This window comes from Bacillus sp. EB106-08-02-XG196 (assembly GCF_013396335.1).
In the GTDB taxonomy this organism is placed as follows: domain Bacteria; phylum Bacillota; class Bacilli; order Bacillales; family Cytobacillaceae; genus Neobacillus.
Genome location: NZ_JABWSY010000022.1, coordinates 26062 through 41455, shown reverse-complemented (window position 1 = coordinate 41455; position 15394 = coordinate 26062). Strand labels below are relative to the sequence as shown.

Sequence of the window (15394 nt, the reverse complement as noted above, 5' to 3'; positions counted from 1 at the left end):
GAGGACGGGACAGGGGAGACCCCGCAGGCGCTTTAGCGCCGAGGAGGCTTCCCGAACCGCCTGCGGAAAGCGAAGCGCCTGGAGCACAAATCAACAGCCCAGTTTAACAGAGCCAAATAAAAAAAAGAGCCTAACGGCTTTTTTTTTTTACTAAAATATTCCTAATTGGTTTAGACAATAATAAATTATAGCAGATTTAAGAGTAAAAAGGCCTATTTTTCAAAATACTATTCGACAATATTGCTTTTTTCGACAATTTATTGAATTACTATTTCCATATGCCTAAAAAAGTGGTATATTATTTTCGATTAGTAGGAATGATTATACATCAGATGTCTGATGTCTTAGGAAGAAGCTGGAGGTACCCCGCATGTCAATTAAGCTAGATAACCGACATTTATACCTGCAAGTTATCGATCGGTTAAAACAAGATATCGAACAAGGAGTTTACAAAGAAAAAGAAAAGCTGCCATCTGAATTCGATCTTGCCAAACATCTTGGAGTAAGCAGAGCCACACTTCGAGAGGCATTACGCATACTTGAAGAAGAAAACGTTATCATTCGGCGCCACGGTGTTGGAACGTTTGTTAATTCTAAGCCGCTGTTTACCTCAGGGATTGAACAACTTAATAGTGTTACGGACATGATATTTCAGGCGGGTATGAAGCCAGGTACAATCTTTTTAAGTTCATCAACTGTTGGAGCTACTGAAGAGGACATTCGTCGATTTTCATGTTCTGCAAATGAGGAAATTGTGATCATGGAGCGGGTTAGAACTGCAAACGGGGAACCAGTTGTTTATTGTATCGACAAGGTACCTGAAAAAATCTTACCAGAAACTTTTTCACATGGAGAGGAATCTATTTTTTCCATTTTGGAAGAGGAGGCAAACCGAAAAATTACATACGCGGTTGCTCAAATCGAACCTATTGGTTATCATGAGAAAATTTCTCCCATTTTAGAATGTGAACCAGAAACGGCTTTGCTTGTTTTAAAGCAAATGCATTTTGATGAAATGGATGAACCTGTACTCTTTTCGGTAAACTACTTTAAAGCGGATAAATTTAGTTTTCAGGTATTGAGAAAAAGGTTTTAAATTTCTTGAATTATGGAAGCATAAACATGTCTGCAATTTAGTACATTTCTACTAAATCAAACAAAAATATAGGGGGTAAATTGCCTTGAAAAAACGTAAATTTGGTTTGGCTATGTCAATGATATTAGCTGCAGGCACAATGTTAGCAGCATGCGGCGGCGGTGATGACAAAGATACAGGTAAGGATAATGGTAAAGAGGCTATTAAAATTGGTATGGTTACTGATGCTGGTACAATTGATGACAAATCCTTTAACCAAGGTACTTGGGAAGGTATTCTACAAGCTAAAGAAGAACTTGGAATCCAAGAAAAATACCTTAAGCCAGCAGGTACTACTGAAGCAGAATACCTAAAGGAAATGGGCAATTTATATGATGCAGGTTATAAGTTTATTGTATTACCTGGATTCAAGTTTGAAACTGCCGTATTCAAAGCACAGGATAAATATAAAGATGCAAAATTTGTCATTCTTGACGGTAATCCACATTCTGGTGACTTCAAACCAGTTGTTAACGATAACACGGTAGCGGTCTTCTTCGCTGAACATGAATCAGGTTTCTTAGCAGGTGTTGCTGCTGCTCTTGAATTAAAAGAAGGCGAAGCTGGATTCATCGGCGGTATGGAAATTCCAGCTGTTCAAAAGTTTAACTGGGGCTTCCAACAAGGTGTTAAATACGCTAACGAAAACCTAGGTACAAAACTTAGTATTAAAGCTGAAAACGTACTTTACCAAGGTTCATTTGATAACGTAGCTGCAGGTGGACAAATTGCTGCACAAATGTATGACCGTGGTGTAAATGTAATCTTCACTGCTGCTGGCGGTGTTGGTGTTGGTGCTATCAATGAAGCAAAAACACGTGGAAAAGCTGGAGAGAAAATCTGGATCGTTGGTGTTGACTCTGACCAATATGCAGATGGTATTTATGAAGGTGAAAAATCAATTATCTTGACTTCAGCAATGAAGAAATTAGATAACGTTACATTTGACTTAATCAAGCGCGAGTTAGATGGTGATTTCCCTGGCGGCGAAACATTAACGTTCGATGCAAAAAATGACGGTATTGGTCTTCCGGCTGAAAATCCTAACTTAAGCGACGATACAATTACTAAGGTAAATGAAGTATTTGAAAAAATTAAGTCTGGTGATATTAAAGTTGCCGCTGAGCAAGGAAGCTTACTAAAGTAAAAAAGATCATAAAAGAGACGGTTTTACCCGTCTCTTTTATGCCTTTATGCATAAATGTTCTGCCAACTAAGCAAATTGCTAGAGTAAGGAAATAGTGGTTTAGTATATTCCTTTTGAATACAATTTCCTTGAGTTTTGATGCAGTGATAGGGGACTCCCTATTTTCAACGTAACCCGAGTCTAAATAAAAAGGTGAGTGCTACTATGAGTTATGTGGTTGAAATGCTGGATATTAGGAAAGAATTTCCTGGTATTGTGGCAAATGATAATATTACCCTAACATTAAAAAAAGGGGAAATACATGCCCTATTAGGTGAAAACGGTGCTGGTAAATCAACACTTATGGGTGTATTGTTTGGCATGTATCAACCTGAAAAAGGGATCGTAAAGATACGGGAGAAGGAAGTAAAAATTACGAGTCCTAATGTTGCCAATCAACTTGGTATCGGAATGGTCCATCAGCATTTTAAATTAGTAGAAAATTTTACAGTTACAGAAAATATTATACTAGGCAGTGAGCCATTAAAAGGTATGGTCCTAGATATTGATAAGGCAGCAAAAAGAATTGCAGAGTTATCAAAACATTACGGTTTGAATGTTGACCCGCATGCAAAGATTGAAGATATTTCTGTAGGTATGCAGCAAAGAGTAGAAATAATGAAAATGCTTTATCGTGAAGCTGAGGTTCTTATTTTTGACGAACCAACTGCTGTTTTAACCCCTCATGAAATAGAAGAATTAATGAAGATTATGCGTAATCTCATTAATGAAGGTAAATCGATTATCATCATTACACATAAGTTGAAAGAAATTAAAGCGGTTGCAGACCGTTGTACTGTTATAAGACGTGGAAAAGGAATCGGAACAGTTAACGTAAAGGAAACAAGCGAGGCACAGATGGCAGAAATGATGGTTGGCCGTCAAGTTAACTTTAAAGTGGATAAGAAAGCTAGTACACCTGGTGAGGTTGTACTTCAAATAGATTCTATTTCTGTGAAAAATAACAGAAAGGTAATGGGACTGAAAAACTTCTCTGTTGAAGTCAAACGAGGAGAAATAGTCGGTATCGCTGGAGTTGAGGGGAATGGTCAATCTGAACTCGTAGAAGCGATAACGGGACTTAGGAAAGTTGAATCAGGAAAAATTTTATTAAAAGGAAAAGAAATAACAAATATTCCCATTCGCCAAAGAATCGAAAGTGGAATTGGCCATATCCCTGAAGACAGACATAGGCGGGGACTTGTTCTCGATTATACACTAGAAAACAACATGGTTTTAGAGGTCTACAATAAACCTCCGTTTGCGAAGGCTGGATTACTAAATGGCGCTGCAATTAAGAAATATGCTAAAAGTATTTTAGAAAACTTTGATGTTCGTTCCGGTGAAGGCGGAGCATCCATTGCAAGGACTCTATCTGGAGGTAATCAGCAAAAGGCAATCATTGGCCGTGAAATGGAATTAGATCCTGATTTGCTCATTGCTGTACAACCTACACGTGGATTGGATGTAGGATCAATTGAATATATCCACAAAAGATTAATTGAGCATCGCGATAAAGGAAAGGCTGTTCTTCTTGTTTCTTTAGAGCTTGATGAAGTACTGCAACTTTCAGACCGTATTGCCATTGTTAACAACGGAGAGTTAATCGGAACAGTAATTGCTTCCGAAACGAATGAGAATGAGGTAGGACTGATGATGGCAGGTGTGAGTAAGGAGAGAAGTGTATGAGAAACACCATAGTTTCATTAATATCAATTATTTTAGGACTAATAGCTGGGGGCTTACTAATGCTCTTCATAGGGGCAAGCCCGATTGAAGGTTACACGTATTTATTCCAAGGTGCATTAAAGAATATTTCACGTATTGGTGATACTCTTGCAACTGCAACACCGCTCATTTTTACTGGACTTGCTGTCGCTTTTGCCTTCCGTACAGGTCTATTTAACATTGGTGCCTCAGGTCAAATGTTGATTGGCGGTATGGCTGCTACTGCTGTGGGTTTAACGTTTGATCTATCAAGACCGATTCTAATTATTGTAATGGTACTTGCCGGAATTTTAGCTGGAGGATTATGGGCATTTATTCCTGGCCTTTTTAAAGCGAAATTTAATGTGCATGAAGTAGTATCCACTATCATGATGAACTGGATTGCATATTGGACAGTTTATTATGTTGTTCCTGGTTATTTTAAAGGAGAATTCCTGGAAACTGAATCTCGAAAACTTGCAGAAGAATCTACTTTGAGAACACCTTGGTTGACAGAAATGTTTCAGGGTTCGTATATAAATTTAGGATTATTCTTTGGAGTTATTGCTGTACTCATCGTTGCGTTTATCATTAATAAAACAACACTAGGATTTGAATTAAAAGCTGTAGGGTTTAATCGCCACGCAGCAGAATATGCAGGTATGAAAGTAAATCGAAATATTATCTTATCTATGATAATCTCAGGTGCTCTTGCAGGTCTTGGTGGAGTAGCATTATACACTGGTAATGCTTCCAGTATACAAATTGGTATTTTACCATCGCAGGGCTATGATGGCATTGCGGTTGCATTACTTGGGGCAAACTCTCCAGTCGGCGTATTCTTTGCAGCAATCCTTTTTGGTATTCTTTATTCAGGAACTGGCTTTATGAATGCGATGATCGAGATTCCCCCAGAACTTGCAAATACAATTATTGCTATTATTATTTATTTTGCTGCTACCAGCGTACTGATTCATCGTGTATTAAATAAATTCCGCAAGACTACTTCAAATGCAAATGATGTAAATGGACCTGTTGGCAAGAAGGGAGAATCCTAAAATGTGGACCATAATTGAACAAATATTCCCTTATGCAATTGTTTTTACCATTCCACTTCTTATAACAGCATTAGGCGGTCTTTTTAGTGAAAGAAGCGGTATCGTAAATATTGGTTTAGAAGGTTTAATGATTTCAGGAGCATTTGCGAGTGCACTTACGGTTAACTTTTTGCAGGATAAAATGCAAGGATCAACGATACTATGGATTGGATTGTTAGTAGCAGCGATAGTTGGTATTTTATTTTCGCTATTACATGCCTTTGCCAGCATTAATCTAAGCGCTGACCAAGTAATCAGTGGTACAGCGATTAACATGATTGCAATGGCTTTAACAGTATTCTTGGCTAGAAATATTACGGGCAGTGGTAATATTCGTATTACCAGCGGTTTCACACCATTTGATGTGCCAATATTATCTCAAATTCCGATTATTGGGGATTTATTATTTACAAAAACGTATGCAACAACTTGGTTTATTTTATTAGTACTGCTTGTTAGTGCGTTTATTCTAAACAAAACGAAATTTGGCTTGCGTTTAAAGTCTTGTGGTGAGTTTCCACAGGCTGCTCAAGCAGCAGGTATTAATGTAGTAAGAATCCGTTATATCGGCGTTATGATTTCTGGTGCATTATCAGGATTAGGCGGAGCAATCATTATTTTAACCTACGCAGGTGAATTTACTGGATCCGTTTCAGGTCTTGGATTCTTAGCTCTTGCTTCCTTAATTTTTGGTCAATGGAGGCCACTCGGGATCTTAGGGGCAACATTATTCTTCGGATTTGCCAGCACGATCGCTAACGTATCTCAAGTAATTCCTGAATTGGCTGTTATTCCGCCAATCATTCTAAAGATTTTCCCATATGTAGTAACGTTAATTGCATTAGTTATTTTCTCTAAATCTTCACAAGCACCTAAAGCAGCTGGAGAACCATTTGATCCAGGAAAACGATAAATATGGTGTTAAACAGGCTGGCTCATTAGTCAGCCTGTTTTATTTTGGCTGGAAGCCAATGGTTTTAGCTTGTAAAAACCAAGCCTGGCAAATTATAGTAGGAATAAGGGTTTATTACAATGGAAAAGATGTAAAATAACCGTATGAATGCTTACATATATAATAAGAAGGATTTTGAAATCTAAAGGAGGTCTTTAAATGGATTCAACTGCCGAAAAAATTACCGCTATGCAGGGATACAAACTCCATGTCATTGAAACCGATAAATATAAAACGAATACGTTTGTTTGGAAAATGAAAGCGCCGTTAACTAAGGAAAATGTAACGAAAAGGGCGCTGCTTCCTCAAGTTTTACAAAGCAGCTCTGCTGATTACCCGACAACTACTGCATTGCGCTCATATTTAGACGAATTATATGGAGCTACACTGTTTATTGATTTAGCGAAAAAAGGTGAATATCATATTATCAGTTTCACGCTTGAGATTGCAAATGAGAAATTCTTAAGTGATTCTACCCCATTATTGAAAAAAGGTTTCGAACTTCTATCTGAGGTATTAACGAAACCGAATGTTTCAGGTGCTGCATTTGACCAAGATACAGTGAACAAAGAAAAGAGGTCTTTAAAGCAGCGAATTCAATCGGTATATGATGATAAAATGCGCTATTCGAATGTTCGTCTGCTGCAAGAAATGTGTAAAGGGGAGCCATACGCTCTTCAAGTAAATGGTGAAGCAGAGGATGTAGAAGCAATAACTCCTGAAAATTTATATGACTATTATAAAAAGGCTTTTTCAGAAGATGAAATGGATCTTTATGTGATTGGAGATGTTAAGGAAGAAGAGGTGAAAACCTTTGCCAATGATTTGCTGAATTTTGAAGAACGCACTCCTAAGAAACTAGAGTTAAAAGGGGTACAGAAAAAGGAAAAGGTAAATGAAATTAAAGAAGAGCAGGATGTAAAACAAGGGAAATTAAATATTGGTTATCGTACGAATGTTGTCTATGGGGATTCCGATTACTTTGCTCTTCAATTGTTTAATGGAATCTTTGGAGGTTTCTCACACTCAAAGTTGTTCATCAATGTCCGTGAAAAGGCAAGCTTAGCTTACTATGTCTCAAGCAGGCTTGAAAGCCATAAAGGATTAATGATGGTAATGTCAGGGATAGACCTTAAGAACTTTGACCAGGCAGTGGGAATTATTCGTGATCAATTGGAAGCAATGAAAAAAGGCGACTTTTCAGATCAAGAATTAGTTCAAACAAAAGCTGTCATTCGAAATCAGATACTTGAAACCATTGATACCTCAAGAGGATTAACAGAGATCCTTTACCATAATGTTGTTGCAGGCAAGGATATAAAACTTGAGCAGTGGATTACCGATATGGAGAAAACGACAAAGGAAGAAATTGTCGCTGTAGCTGCTAAAATTGAACTTGATACCATCTATTTCTTAACTGGAAGTGAGGCGGTAAAATAATGGAGAAAATAAATTTTGACCAGCTCCAAGAAGAACTTTACCATGAAAAGTTATCCAATGGCTTAAATGTCTATATATTACCTAAAAAAGGCTTTAATAAGACCTTTGCTACTTTTACCACAAAGTATGGATCAATAGATAATCATTTTGTACCGTTAGGCCAAGAGGAATATATTAAAGTTCCAGATGGTATTGCTCATTTTCTTGAGCATAAGCTTTTTGAAAAGGAAGACGGAGATGTATTTCAACAATTTAGCAAGCAGGGGGCTTCAGCTAATGCCTTTACCTCTTTTACCCGTACTGCTTACTTGTTCTCCAGCACTTCAGATGTAGAAAAAAACCTGGAAACGCTAGTTGATTTTGTACAGGAACCATACTTTTCGGAAAAAACAGTTGAAAAGGAAAAAGGGATTATTGGTCAAGAAATCACTATGTATGATGATAATCCTGATTGGCGCCTGTATTTCGGATTGATTCAAAATTTGTATCAAAACCATCCTGTAAAGATTGATATTGCCGGAACAATAGAATCAATTTCACATATTACAAAGGATTTGCTTTATGAATGCTACAATACCTTCTATCATCCGAGTAACATGTTATTGTTTATTGTTGGACCAGTCGATCCGAATAAATTTATGGAGCAAGTTAGAGAAAACCAAATGAAAAAGGATTACAAAGAGATGCCCGAGATTCAGCGTAAATTTGAAGATGAGCCACTTCAGACAGCTGAACAAAAACAGGTGCTTGAAATGAATGTGCAAACCTCTAAATGCTTAATTGGGATGAAAGCACTTCATGTGGACCAAACGGGATCTGAATTGTTAAAGAATGAATTAACTATGAATGTACTCTTGGATTTGTTGTTTGGTAAAAGCTCAGAAAATTATAACCAACTTTATAATGAAGGTTTGATTGATGAAACTTTTTCCTATGATTATACACAGGAACAGGGATTTGGCTTTGCGATGATTGGCGGAGATACAGAAAATCCTGATAAACTTACTGAACAGCTTAAAAATATGCTTTTTCATGCGAAAAATTCTAGCTCATTTTCAGAAGAGCAATTGGAAAGAGCAAAAAAGAAGAAGATTGGATCATTTTTGCGTGCTGTAAATTCTCCAGAGTATATAGCAAATCAATTCACAAGATATGCTTTTAATGACATGAACTTATTTGATGTCGTTCCTACTTTAGAGAAGATCACCTTAGATGATGTGAAAAGATTAGCTTCCGAAGTTATTTCAGAAGAGCGTTTCTCCGTTTGCCAAGTAATCCCTAAAAAATAAGAGGTAAGCGTCGCTAGCCGGCGCTTTTCTTTTCGATTAAAATGAAGATTAGTTAATATAGAAAGAGTGAATTTCGTGGGAAAATATGCACTAATTACGGGAGCAAGCGGCGGAATAGGACAAGCAGTGGCGCTTAAATTAGCTTCTCTAGGTTATAATTTGTATTTACACTTTAATAAAAATGAAACAGCTATCAAGGAATTATTAGAACAACTTGAATCCTTTGACGGTGAATACTTACCCATTCAGGCTGATTTAGAAGAGGCAGAGGGCTATAAAAAGATTTGTTCCCAAATTTTCTCTTTAGATGCCATTATTCATTGCAGCGGCAATAGCCATTATGGTCTCCTCGTCGACTTAAAACATGAAGAGGCAGAATCCTTAATGAGGGTTCATGTCATGAATCCAATAATGATTACAAAAGACCTGCTGCCAAAACTCATTAAAAAACGGTCAGGAAATATAATCTTTATATCCTCTATTTGGGGTCAAACGGGTGCTGCATGTGAAGTAGCCTATTCGACAGCAAAAGGGGCACAAATTTCATTTGTTAAAGCATTAAGCAAAGAGGTTGCATTGAGCGGGGTGCGTGTAAATGCCATTGCACCTGGTGCCGTTGAAACTGCGATGATGGGTAGATTCTCAGAGGAGGATATTCAATTACTTCAATACGATATCCCAATGGGCAGGCTGGGTGTTCCAGAGGAAATAGCAAATGGTGTGAAATTCTTACTTTCAAATGAATCTTCGTATATCACAGGACAAGTTCTATCGATTAATGGCGGATGGTATACATAAATTATACATTTATTCCGTGAATAAATTCCCCCCTTTCATAGCAAAATAACAATGTACAACTATAAAGGAGGGTTTATTATGTCTGTTTTAGATAACTGGAAACAATGGGAAGACTTTCTTGCTGACCGACTTCATCAAGCACAAAATGAAGGAATGAGCGAAGGTGCTATAAGTGCTCTTGCATTACAAATTGGTGATTATTTATCAGAGCAGGTAGAACCGAAAAATGAGCAAGAAAGAATCCTGTCTGATTTATGGTCTGTTGCAGATAAGGAAGAGCAGCAAGCAATCGCCAACATTATGGTGAAATTAGTACAAAATAATGGAAGTCGCTAGGAGAGAGGTTTTAACCTCTCTTTTTTTGCATTTAAGAAACAAAATATATTAAATAAGCATTGAGCTTGTTTTTGCTTTCATCTTCATTCAAAATCATATATTATTATGGATAGATAAGGAATTGAAAAATTTGTCGTTTTAGTTTAGGAGGTTTTTTATGGAGAAGAAAGAGTGGTATTTGGAATATGAGATTCAAAAAAACCGTCCTGGTTTGCTGGGCGACATTTCATCTTTACTAGGAATGCTGTCAATCAATATTGTAACGATTAATGGAGTAGATGAAGGGCGGCGCGGCTTATTAATCTTAGCAAAAGATGATAATCAAATTAAACGGTTAGAGTCAATTTTAAATACAATGGACACAATAAAAGTAATTAAGATTAGAGAACCAAAGCTTCGTGATCGGCTGGCAGTCAGACATGGACGGTACATACAACGTGACGCAGATGATAAAAAAACATTCCGATTTGTTCGCAGTGAACTAGGGGTACTAGTTGATTTTATGGCAGAATTGTTTAAGCAGGATGGACACAAACTGATTGGTATTCGCGGGATGCCTAGGGTAGGTAAAACAGAGTCTGTGGTTGCTGCGAGTGTATGCGCGAATAAACGGTGGTTATTTGTATCTTCGACTCTTTTAAAACAAACCATACGTAATCAGCTCATTCAAGATGAATACAACGAAAATAATTTGTTCATTCTTGATGGGATTGTTTCAACAAAACGTGCAAGTGAACGGCATTGGCAGCTTGTACGCGAAATCATGCGGTTACCTGCGGTTAAAGTGGTCGAACATCCTGATATCTTTGTGCAAAATTCTGAGTATACGCTCGATGATTTTGATTATATTATCGAATTACGGAACGAGGCAGACGAAGAAATTACATATGATATTGTCGACCAAAATAACTTATTCTCTGGCTCTGATTTTGGGGATTTTGGATTTTAAATAATTGGAAGGTGTTAATAGGTGACTGAATTAGGTAATCGACTAAAAGAAGCGCGATTAGCCAAAGGATTAAGCTTAGAGGATTTACAGTCTCTCACAAAAATTCAAAAGCGGTATTTAATAGGTATTGAAGAAGGAAATTATTCTAGCATGCCAGGAAATTTTTATGTTCGTGCTTTTGTAAAGCAATATGCTGAGGCTCTTCAGCTTAATCCGGAAGAAATTTTTGAAACGTATAAGAATGAAATACCAGCAACTCATCATGATGATTTACCTGAACAATTGTCTAGAGTTAAAACACGCAGGACGGTATCAGAAGGATCCTCAAAAATTTTTGATATTATCCCAAAAGTCCTAATTGGAGTCTTTATTATTGGTGCTGCGGGGGTATTGTATTATTTCGTTGTAAATAACGTCGGAGACAAGGCGAATGATTTGATTAACAATGAAAATGAACCTGTAAAGTTTGTCCGCTCTGACAATCTTGAAAAGGCGGAGGACGCTGAAAAAGACAAGACAAAGGAAGAAGAAAAAACTGATGAAAAAGAGACAGTGGAGGAAACACCTGTTGTAGAAGCACCGAAACAGGAATTAACACCCGTTCAAAACAGCGGAAAAAACTCTACCTATGATTTGAAAAATGCTGATAAATTTGTTGTGAAACTGGTTTCAACAGGGGAAACATGGGTAAGTGTTAATAATAGCAGTGGTCAATCCAAGTTCCAGGGGTTATTATCAACCACGGGTACACAAAGTACGGAAGTAGATCTAACTGGCGAAACCAAAGCAGTAATTGTTGTTGGTCGAACGCTCGATACAGAAATTTACGTAAATGACCAGAAGCTTGAGTATGCAATCGCACCTGCTGATGTGGTTCGTCAGAACATTACGATTCAATTTGTTCCGAAGAACGAATAGTCATCTAGTGATGACTATTTTTCGTTCTAATATTATTTGGAGGCAAAACAATGAATGTACCAAATCAAATAACGATATCAAGAATACTTTTAATTCCAATTTTCTTGATCATTATGCTTGCCCCCTTTGAGTGGGGAAATATGCATCTACTGGGAGCTGACCTTCCGGTAACTCATTTTGTTGGAGCATTAATTTTTATTTTTGCTTCTTCTACAGATTGGGTAGACGGCTATTACGCTCGAAAATATAATCTTGTTACAAATATGGGGAAATTCCTCGATCCGCTTGCCGATAAATTACTTGTCTCTGCTGCGCTAGTGGTCCTTGTTGATCTTGGATATGCAGCTTCTTGGATTGTGATTGCCATCATAAGCAGGGAATTTGCTGTCACCGGTCTTCGTCTTTTGTTAGTTGAGGGTGGAGAAGTGGTAGCTGCCAATAACCTCGGAAAAATCAAAACCTGGGCTCAAATCATCGCAATTTCAGCACTTTTATTACATAATATTATTTTTGAAATGATTGGATTTCCATTTGATGACGTAGCATTATGGGTTGCATTGATTTTTACTGTCTGGTCTGGATGGGATTATTTTTCAAAGAATATGCATGTTTTCAAAAATTCTAAATAGAACTTGGGGTAATGGGTGATGAATGCAGAAATTATTGCTGTTGGTTCTGAATTACTGCTGGGTCAAATCGTTAATAGTAATGCACGATTTTTATCGCAACAACTTGCAGGACTTGGCATTAATGTTTTTTTTCATACAGTGGTTGGTGATAATCCCGACCGATTAAGATCTGCGATTGAGATCGCAGAAAAACGCTCAAATTTAATCATTTTTACTGGCGGGCTTGGACCGACTAAAGATGATTTGACAAAGGAAACCATTGCTCGACATTTAGGGAAAGAACTCATAATGGATCCAGAGGCATTAGAATCTATTGAACTCTATTTTAAAAAGTCTAATAGGGTAATGACAGAAAATAATAAGAAGCAGGCACTGGTTTTGGAAGGTTCAACCATACTGCCAAACCATCATGGGATGGCACCTGGTATGATGGCAGAGATAGGTGATTGTATTTATATGCTTTTTCCTGGGCCCCCGAAAGAAATGGAGCCAATGTTTTTACAATTTGGTACAGCCGCTCTATCAAAACAAGTAAAAACGGATGAGAAAATAGTTTCTAGAGTATTAAGGTTCTTTGGAATCGGAGAGGCTGCGTTAGAAACTGAAATCATTGATTTAATAGAACAGCAAACCAATCCAACGATTGCCCCGCTTGCCGCAGAAGGGGAATGTACCTTACGGCTTACTGCGAAGCACCAAGACTTGCAAACTGCAGAGTTAATGCTTGATGAAGCTGAGGGGAAAATTAACGCTCGTGTAGGAAAGTACTTATATGGGTATGACAATACTTCTTTAGTTGCTGAACTAATGAAAGTTTTAAAGGATAAAAAATTAACCATCACAGCTGCTGAGAGCTTAACAGGAGGATTGTTTCAACAGGAACTAACAAGTTTTCCAGGTGTTAGTTCAGTCCTTAAGGGCGGAGTTGTTTGTTACACGAATGAAGTTAAGGAGAAAGTCTTAGGAGTTAAAAAAGAAACAATTGAAAAATTTGGTGTAGTAAGTCCAGAATGTGCTAAAGAGCTGGCTGAAAATGCTGCGGCCTTAGTATCTGCTGATATTGGCATAAGTTTCACTGGTGTTGCTGGGCCTGATGAACTTGAGGGTAAACCTGTCGGAACCGTCTACATTGGTATTTCGATAAAAGGGAAACAAATAATGGTTGAAAAACTCGAGCTTGGCGGTACAAGGGAAGCAAACCGAAGCCGTTCGGTAAAATATGGCTGCTATTACTTAATAAAGCATTTGCAAGAATCACAGAAAGCTAACTAGGCTATCTGTGATTTTTTTATCTTAAAAACCTATTTCTGATAAGCAAAATTACTCTCACATAAGGGAAAATACTCTTGGATAAGCAAAATTTATTCTCACATAACTGGGTGAAAATCTGAAAATAGATTAAAAATGTAAATTGAGTTAAAAAACTATTGAAAATGGTTTAATTGGCTGGGGGAATTACCTATTTTTACATGACTTTTAGATTGAAAAAAGTCGAATGAATGTTCGTTTTTTTGCTGTACAAAAGTCTAAAAAGAGGTTATATTATTAATAGGATTTAAATTATAGATTTTGGCTATTAACTTTTTGGTTTATATATAAGGGAGGAACTAGTAGTGACTGATCGTAAAGCGGCCTTAGAAATGGCGCTAAAACAGATTGAAAAGCAATTCGGTAAAGGCTCCATTATGAAAATGGGAGAAAAAACAGATACAAGAATTTTAACAAGCCCTAGTGGCTCATTAGCCCTGGATTCAGCACTTGGAGTTGGTGGATACCCTAGAGGAAGAATTATCGAAATTTACGGTCCAGAAAGCTCAGGTAAAACAACTGTAGCCTTACATGCCATTGCAGAAGTACAAGCCGCTGGCGGACAAGCAGCGTTTATTGACGCTGAGCATGCTCTGGATCCAGCATATGCTCAAAAACTAGGAGTAAACATCGATGAGTTATTGTTATCCCAGCCAGATACTGGGGAGCAAGCGCTAGAAATCGCAGAGGCACTTGTACGAAGCGGTGCAATTGATATTCTAGTAGTCGATTCTGTTGCTGCATTAGTTCCAAAAGCAGAAATTGAAGGAGAAATGGGAGATTCTCATATGGGTCTTCAAGCACGCTTGATGTCTCAAGCACTCCGGAAACTTTCTGGTGTCATTAACAAATCGAAGACAATTGCAATCTTTATCAACCAGGTCCGTGAAAAGATTGGTGTCATGTTTGGAAATCCTGAGACGACTCCTGGTGGTCGTGCGTTGAAATTCTACTCTACGATTCGTGTTGAAGTGCGTCGTGGAGAAGCGTTAAAGCAAGGTACTGATATAGTTGGAAACAAAACAAAAATTAAGGTTGTAAAGAATAAAGTTGCCCCTCCATTCCGTACAGCTGAAGTGGATATTATGTATGGTGAAGGAATTTCTAAAGAGGGCGAAATCATAGATATTGGCTCTGAACTAGATATCGTTCAAAAGAGCGGTTCTTGGTACTCATACAATGAGGAAAGAATCGGTCAAGGCCGCGAAAATGCAAAGACTTTCTTACGAGAAAATCCAAGCATTCGTCTTGAAATTCAGCAAAAAATCCGTGCGCACTACGGATTAGATGGTGAAAAGATTGTCACTGAAGCCGATGATGATGATGAGCAGTTTGAATTAATAGATTAACCAAAAGAGCAAAGCCTGATTAGGTTTTGCTCTTTTTAACAAAATGCATATTTATTAATCTTTGTGTATATTTATTCGCGTAATATTAATCTAAATATTGTTAAACTATGAACAAAGTCTAAATATTTCAAAAAGCTGCCAGGAGTTACCCTTGACAATGAATATACACACATTTACAATTAACATGTATATTTTACATTTTTGTTAATATTACAATGAAAAGCCTGGTGCTTGCTGTATGTTGAACCTAACCAATATACATGCCGACACTTAAAAAAGTGTAACAAAAAAGTTCATAGCA

The 15394-nt window shown here is 37.4% G+C and carries 15 protein-coding genes; all 15 read left to right on the top strand.

Annotation, left to right across the window (positions count from 1 at the left end):
• Window positions 1-370 precede the first annotated feature (370 nt).
• Window positions 371-1096: a GntR family transcriptional regulator gene (locus tag MLOOGBEN_RS26095; RefSeq protein ID WP_179161190.1), complete on the top strand. Its 726-nt coding sequence runs from the start codon at window positions 371-373 to the stop codon at window positions 1094-1096.
• Between the two features lie 112 nt (window positions 1097-1208).
• The gene (locus MLOOGBEN_RS26090) at window positions 1209-2282 is read left to right on the top strand and encodes a BMP family ABC transporter substrate-binding protein (protein ID WP_179161225.1); all 1074 of its coding nucleotides are present in this window, start codon (window positions 1209-1211) and stop codon (window positions 2280-2282) included.
• Between the two features lie 204 nt (window positions 2283-2486).
• Window positions 2487-4010, top strand: a complete 1524-nt coding sequence (locus MLOOGBEN_RS26085; RefSeq protein ID WP_179161189.1) for an ABC transporter ATP-binding protein — start codon at window positions 2487-2489, stop codon at window positions 4008-4010.
• Window positions 4007-5086, top strand: a complete 1080-nt coding sequence (locus tag MLOOGBEN_RS26080) for an ABC transporter permease (RefSeq protein WP_179161188.1) — start codon at window positions 4007-4009, stop codon at window positions 5084-5086. The genes MLOOGBEN_RS26085 and MLOOGBEN_RS26080 overlap by 4 nt, the downstream gene beginning before the upstream one ends.
• Window position 5087: 1 nt before the next feature.
• Window positions 5088-6038 carry an ABC transporter permease gene (locus tag MLOOGBEN_RS26075; protein WP_179161187.1) on the top strand — a complete coding sequence of 317 codons (951 nt, stop codon included), beginning with the start codon at window positions 5088-5090 and terminating at the stop codon, window positions 6036-6038.
• The gene (locus tag MLOOGBEN_RS26070; protein ID WP_179161186.1) at window positions 6019-6177 is read left to right on the top strand and encodes a hypothetical protein; all 159 of its coding nucleotides are present in this window, start codon (window positions 6019-6021) and stop codon (window positions 6175-6177) included. Before MLOOGBEN_RS26075 ends, MLOOGBEN_RS26070 begins: the two co-directional genes overlap by 20 nt.
• A 59-nt stretch (window positions 6178-6236) precedes the next feature.
• On the top strand, window positions 6237-7517 hold the full coding sequence (gene yfmF / locus MLOOGBEN_RS26065) for an EF-P 5-aminopentanol modification-associated protein YfmF (protein ID WP_179161185.1): 1281 nt from the start codon (window positions 6237-6239) through the stop codon (window positions 7515-7517).
• Window positions 7517-8806 (top strand): EF-P 5-aminopentanol modification-associated protein YfmH, encoded by a 1290-nt coding sequence (gene yfmH / locus MLOOGBEN_RS26060; RefSeq protein WP_179161184.1) that lies wholly within the window; start codon window positions 7517-7519, stop codon window positions 8804-8806. Before yfmF ends, yfmH begins: the two co-directional genes overlap by 1 nt.
• 75 nt (window positions 8807-8881) lie before the next feature.
• Window positions 8882-9604 (top strand): elongation factor P 5-aminopentanone reductase, encoded by a 723-nt coding sequence (ymfI, locus tag MLOOGBEN_RS26055; RefSeq protein WP_179161183.1) that lies wholly within the window; start codon window positions 8882-8884, stop codon window positions 9602-9604.
• 78 nt (window positions 9605-9682) lie between these two features.
• Entirely contained in the window at window positions 9683-9940 is a 258-nt protein-coding gene (locus MLOOGBEN_RS26050; protein WP_179161182.1) for a DUF3243 domain-containing protein, read from the top strand.
• Between the two features lie 157 nt (window positions 9941-10097).
• Complete coding sequence (locus tag MLOOGBEN_RS26045) at window positions 10098-10889, top strand: DUF3388 domain-containing protein (protein WP_179161181.1); 792 nt, start codon at window positions 10098-10100, stop codon at window positions 10887-10889.
• A 21-nt stretch (window positions 10890-10910) separates the two neighbouring features.
• Window positions 10911-11807: a helix-turn-helix domain-containing protein gene (locus tag MLOOGBEN_RS26040; protein WP_179161180.1), complete on the top strand. Its 897-nt coding sequence runs from the start codon at window positions 10911-10913 to the stop codon at window positions 11805-11807.
• Window positions 11808-11857: 50 nt separating this feature from the next.
• Window positions 11858-12436 (top strand): CDP-diacylglycerol--glycerol-3-phosphate 3-phosphatidyltransferase, encoded by a 579-nt coding sequence (gene pgsA, locus MLOOGBEN_RS26035; protein WP_179161179.1) that lies wholly within the window; start codon window positions 11858-11860, stop codon window positions 12434-12436.
• 18 nt (window positions 12437-12454) lie between these two features.
• Complete coding sequence (locus MLOOGBEN_RS26030) at window positions 12455-13708, top strand: competence/damage-inducible protein A (protein ID WP_179161178.1); 1254 nt, start codon at window positions 12455-12457, stop codon at window positions 13706-13708.
• 341 nt (window positions 13709-14049) lie between these two features.
• Window positions 14050-15093, top strand: a complete 1044-nt coding sequence (gene recA / locus MLOOGBEN_RS26025) for a recombinase RecA (protein ID WP_179161177.1) — start codon at window positions 14050-14052, stop codon at window positions 15091-15093.
• Window positions 15094-15394 lie beyond the last annotated feature (301 nt).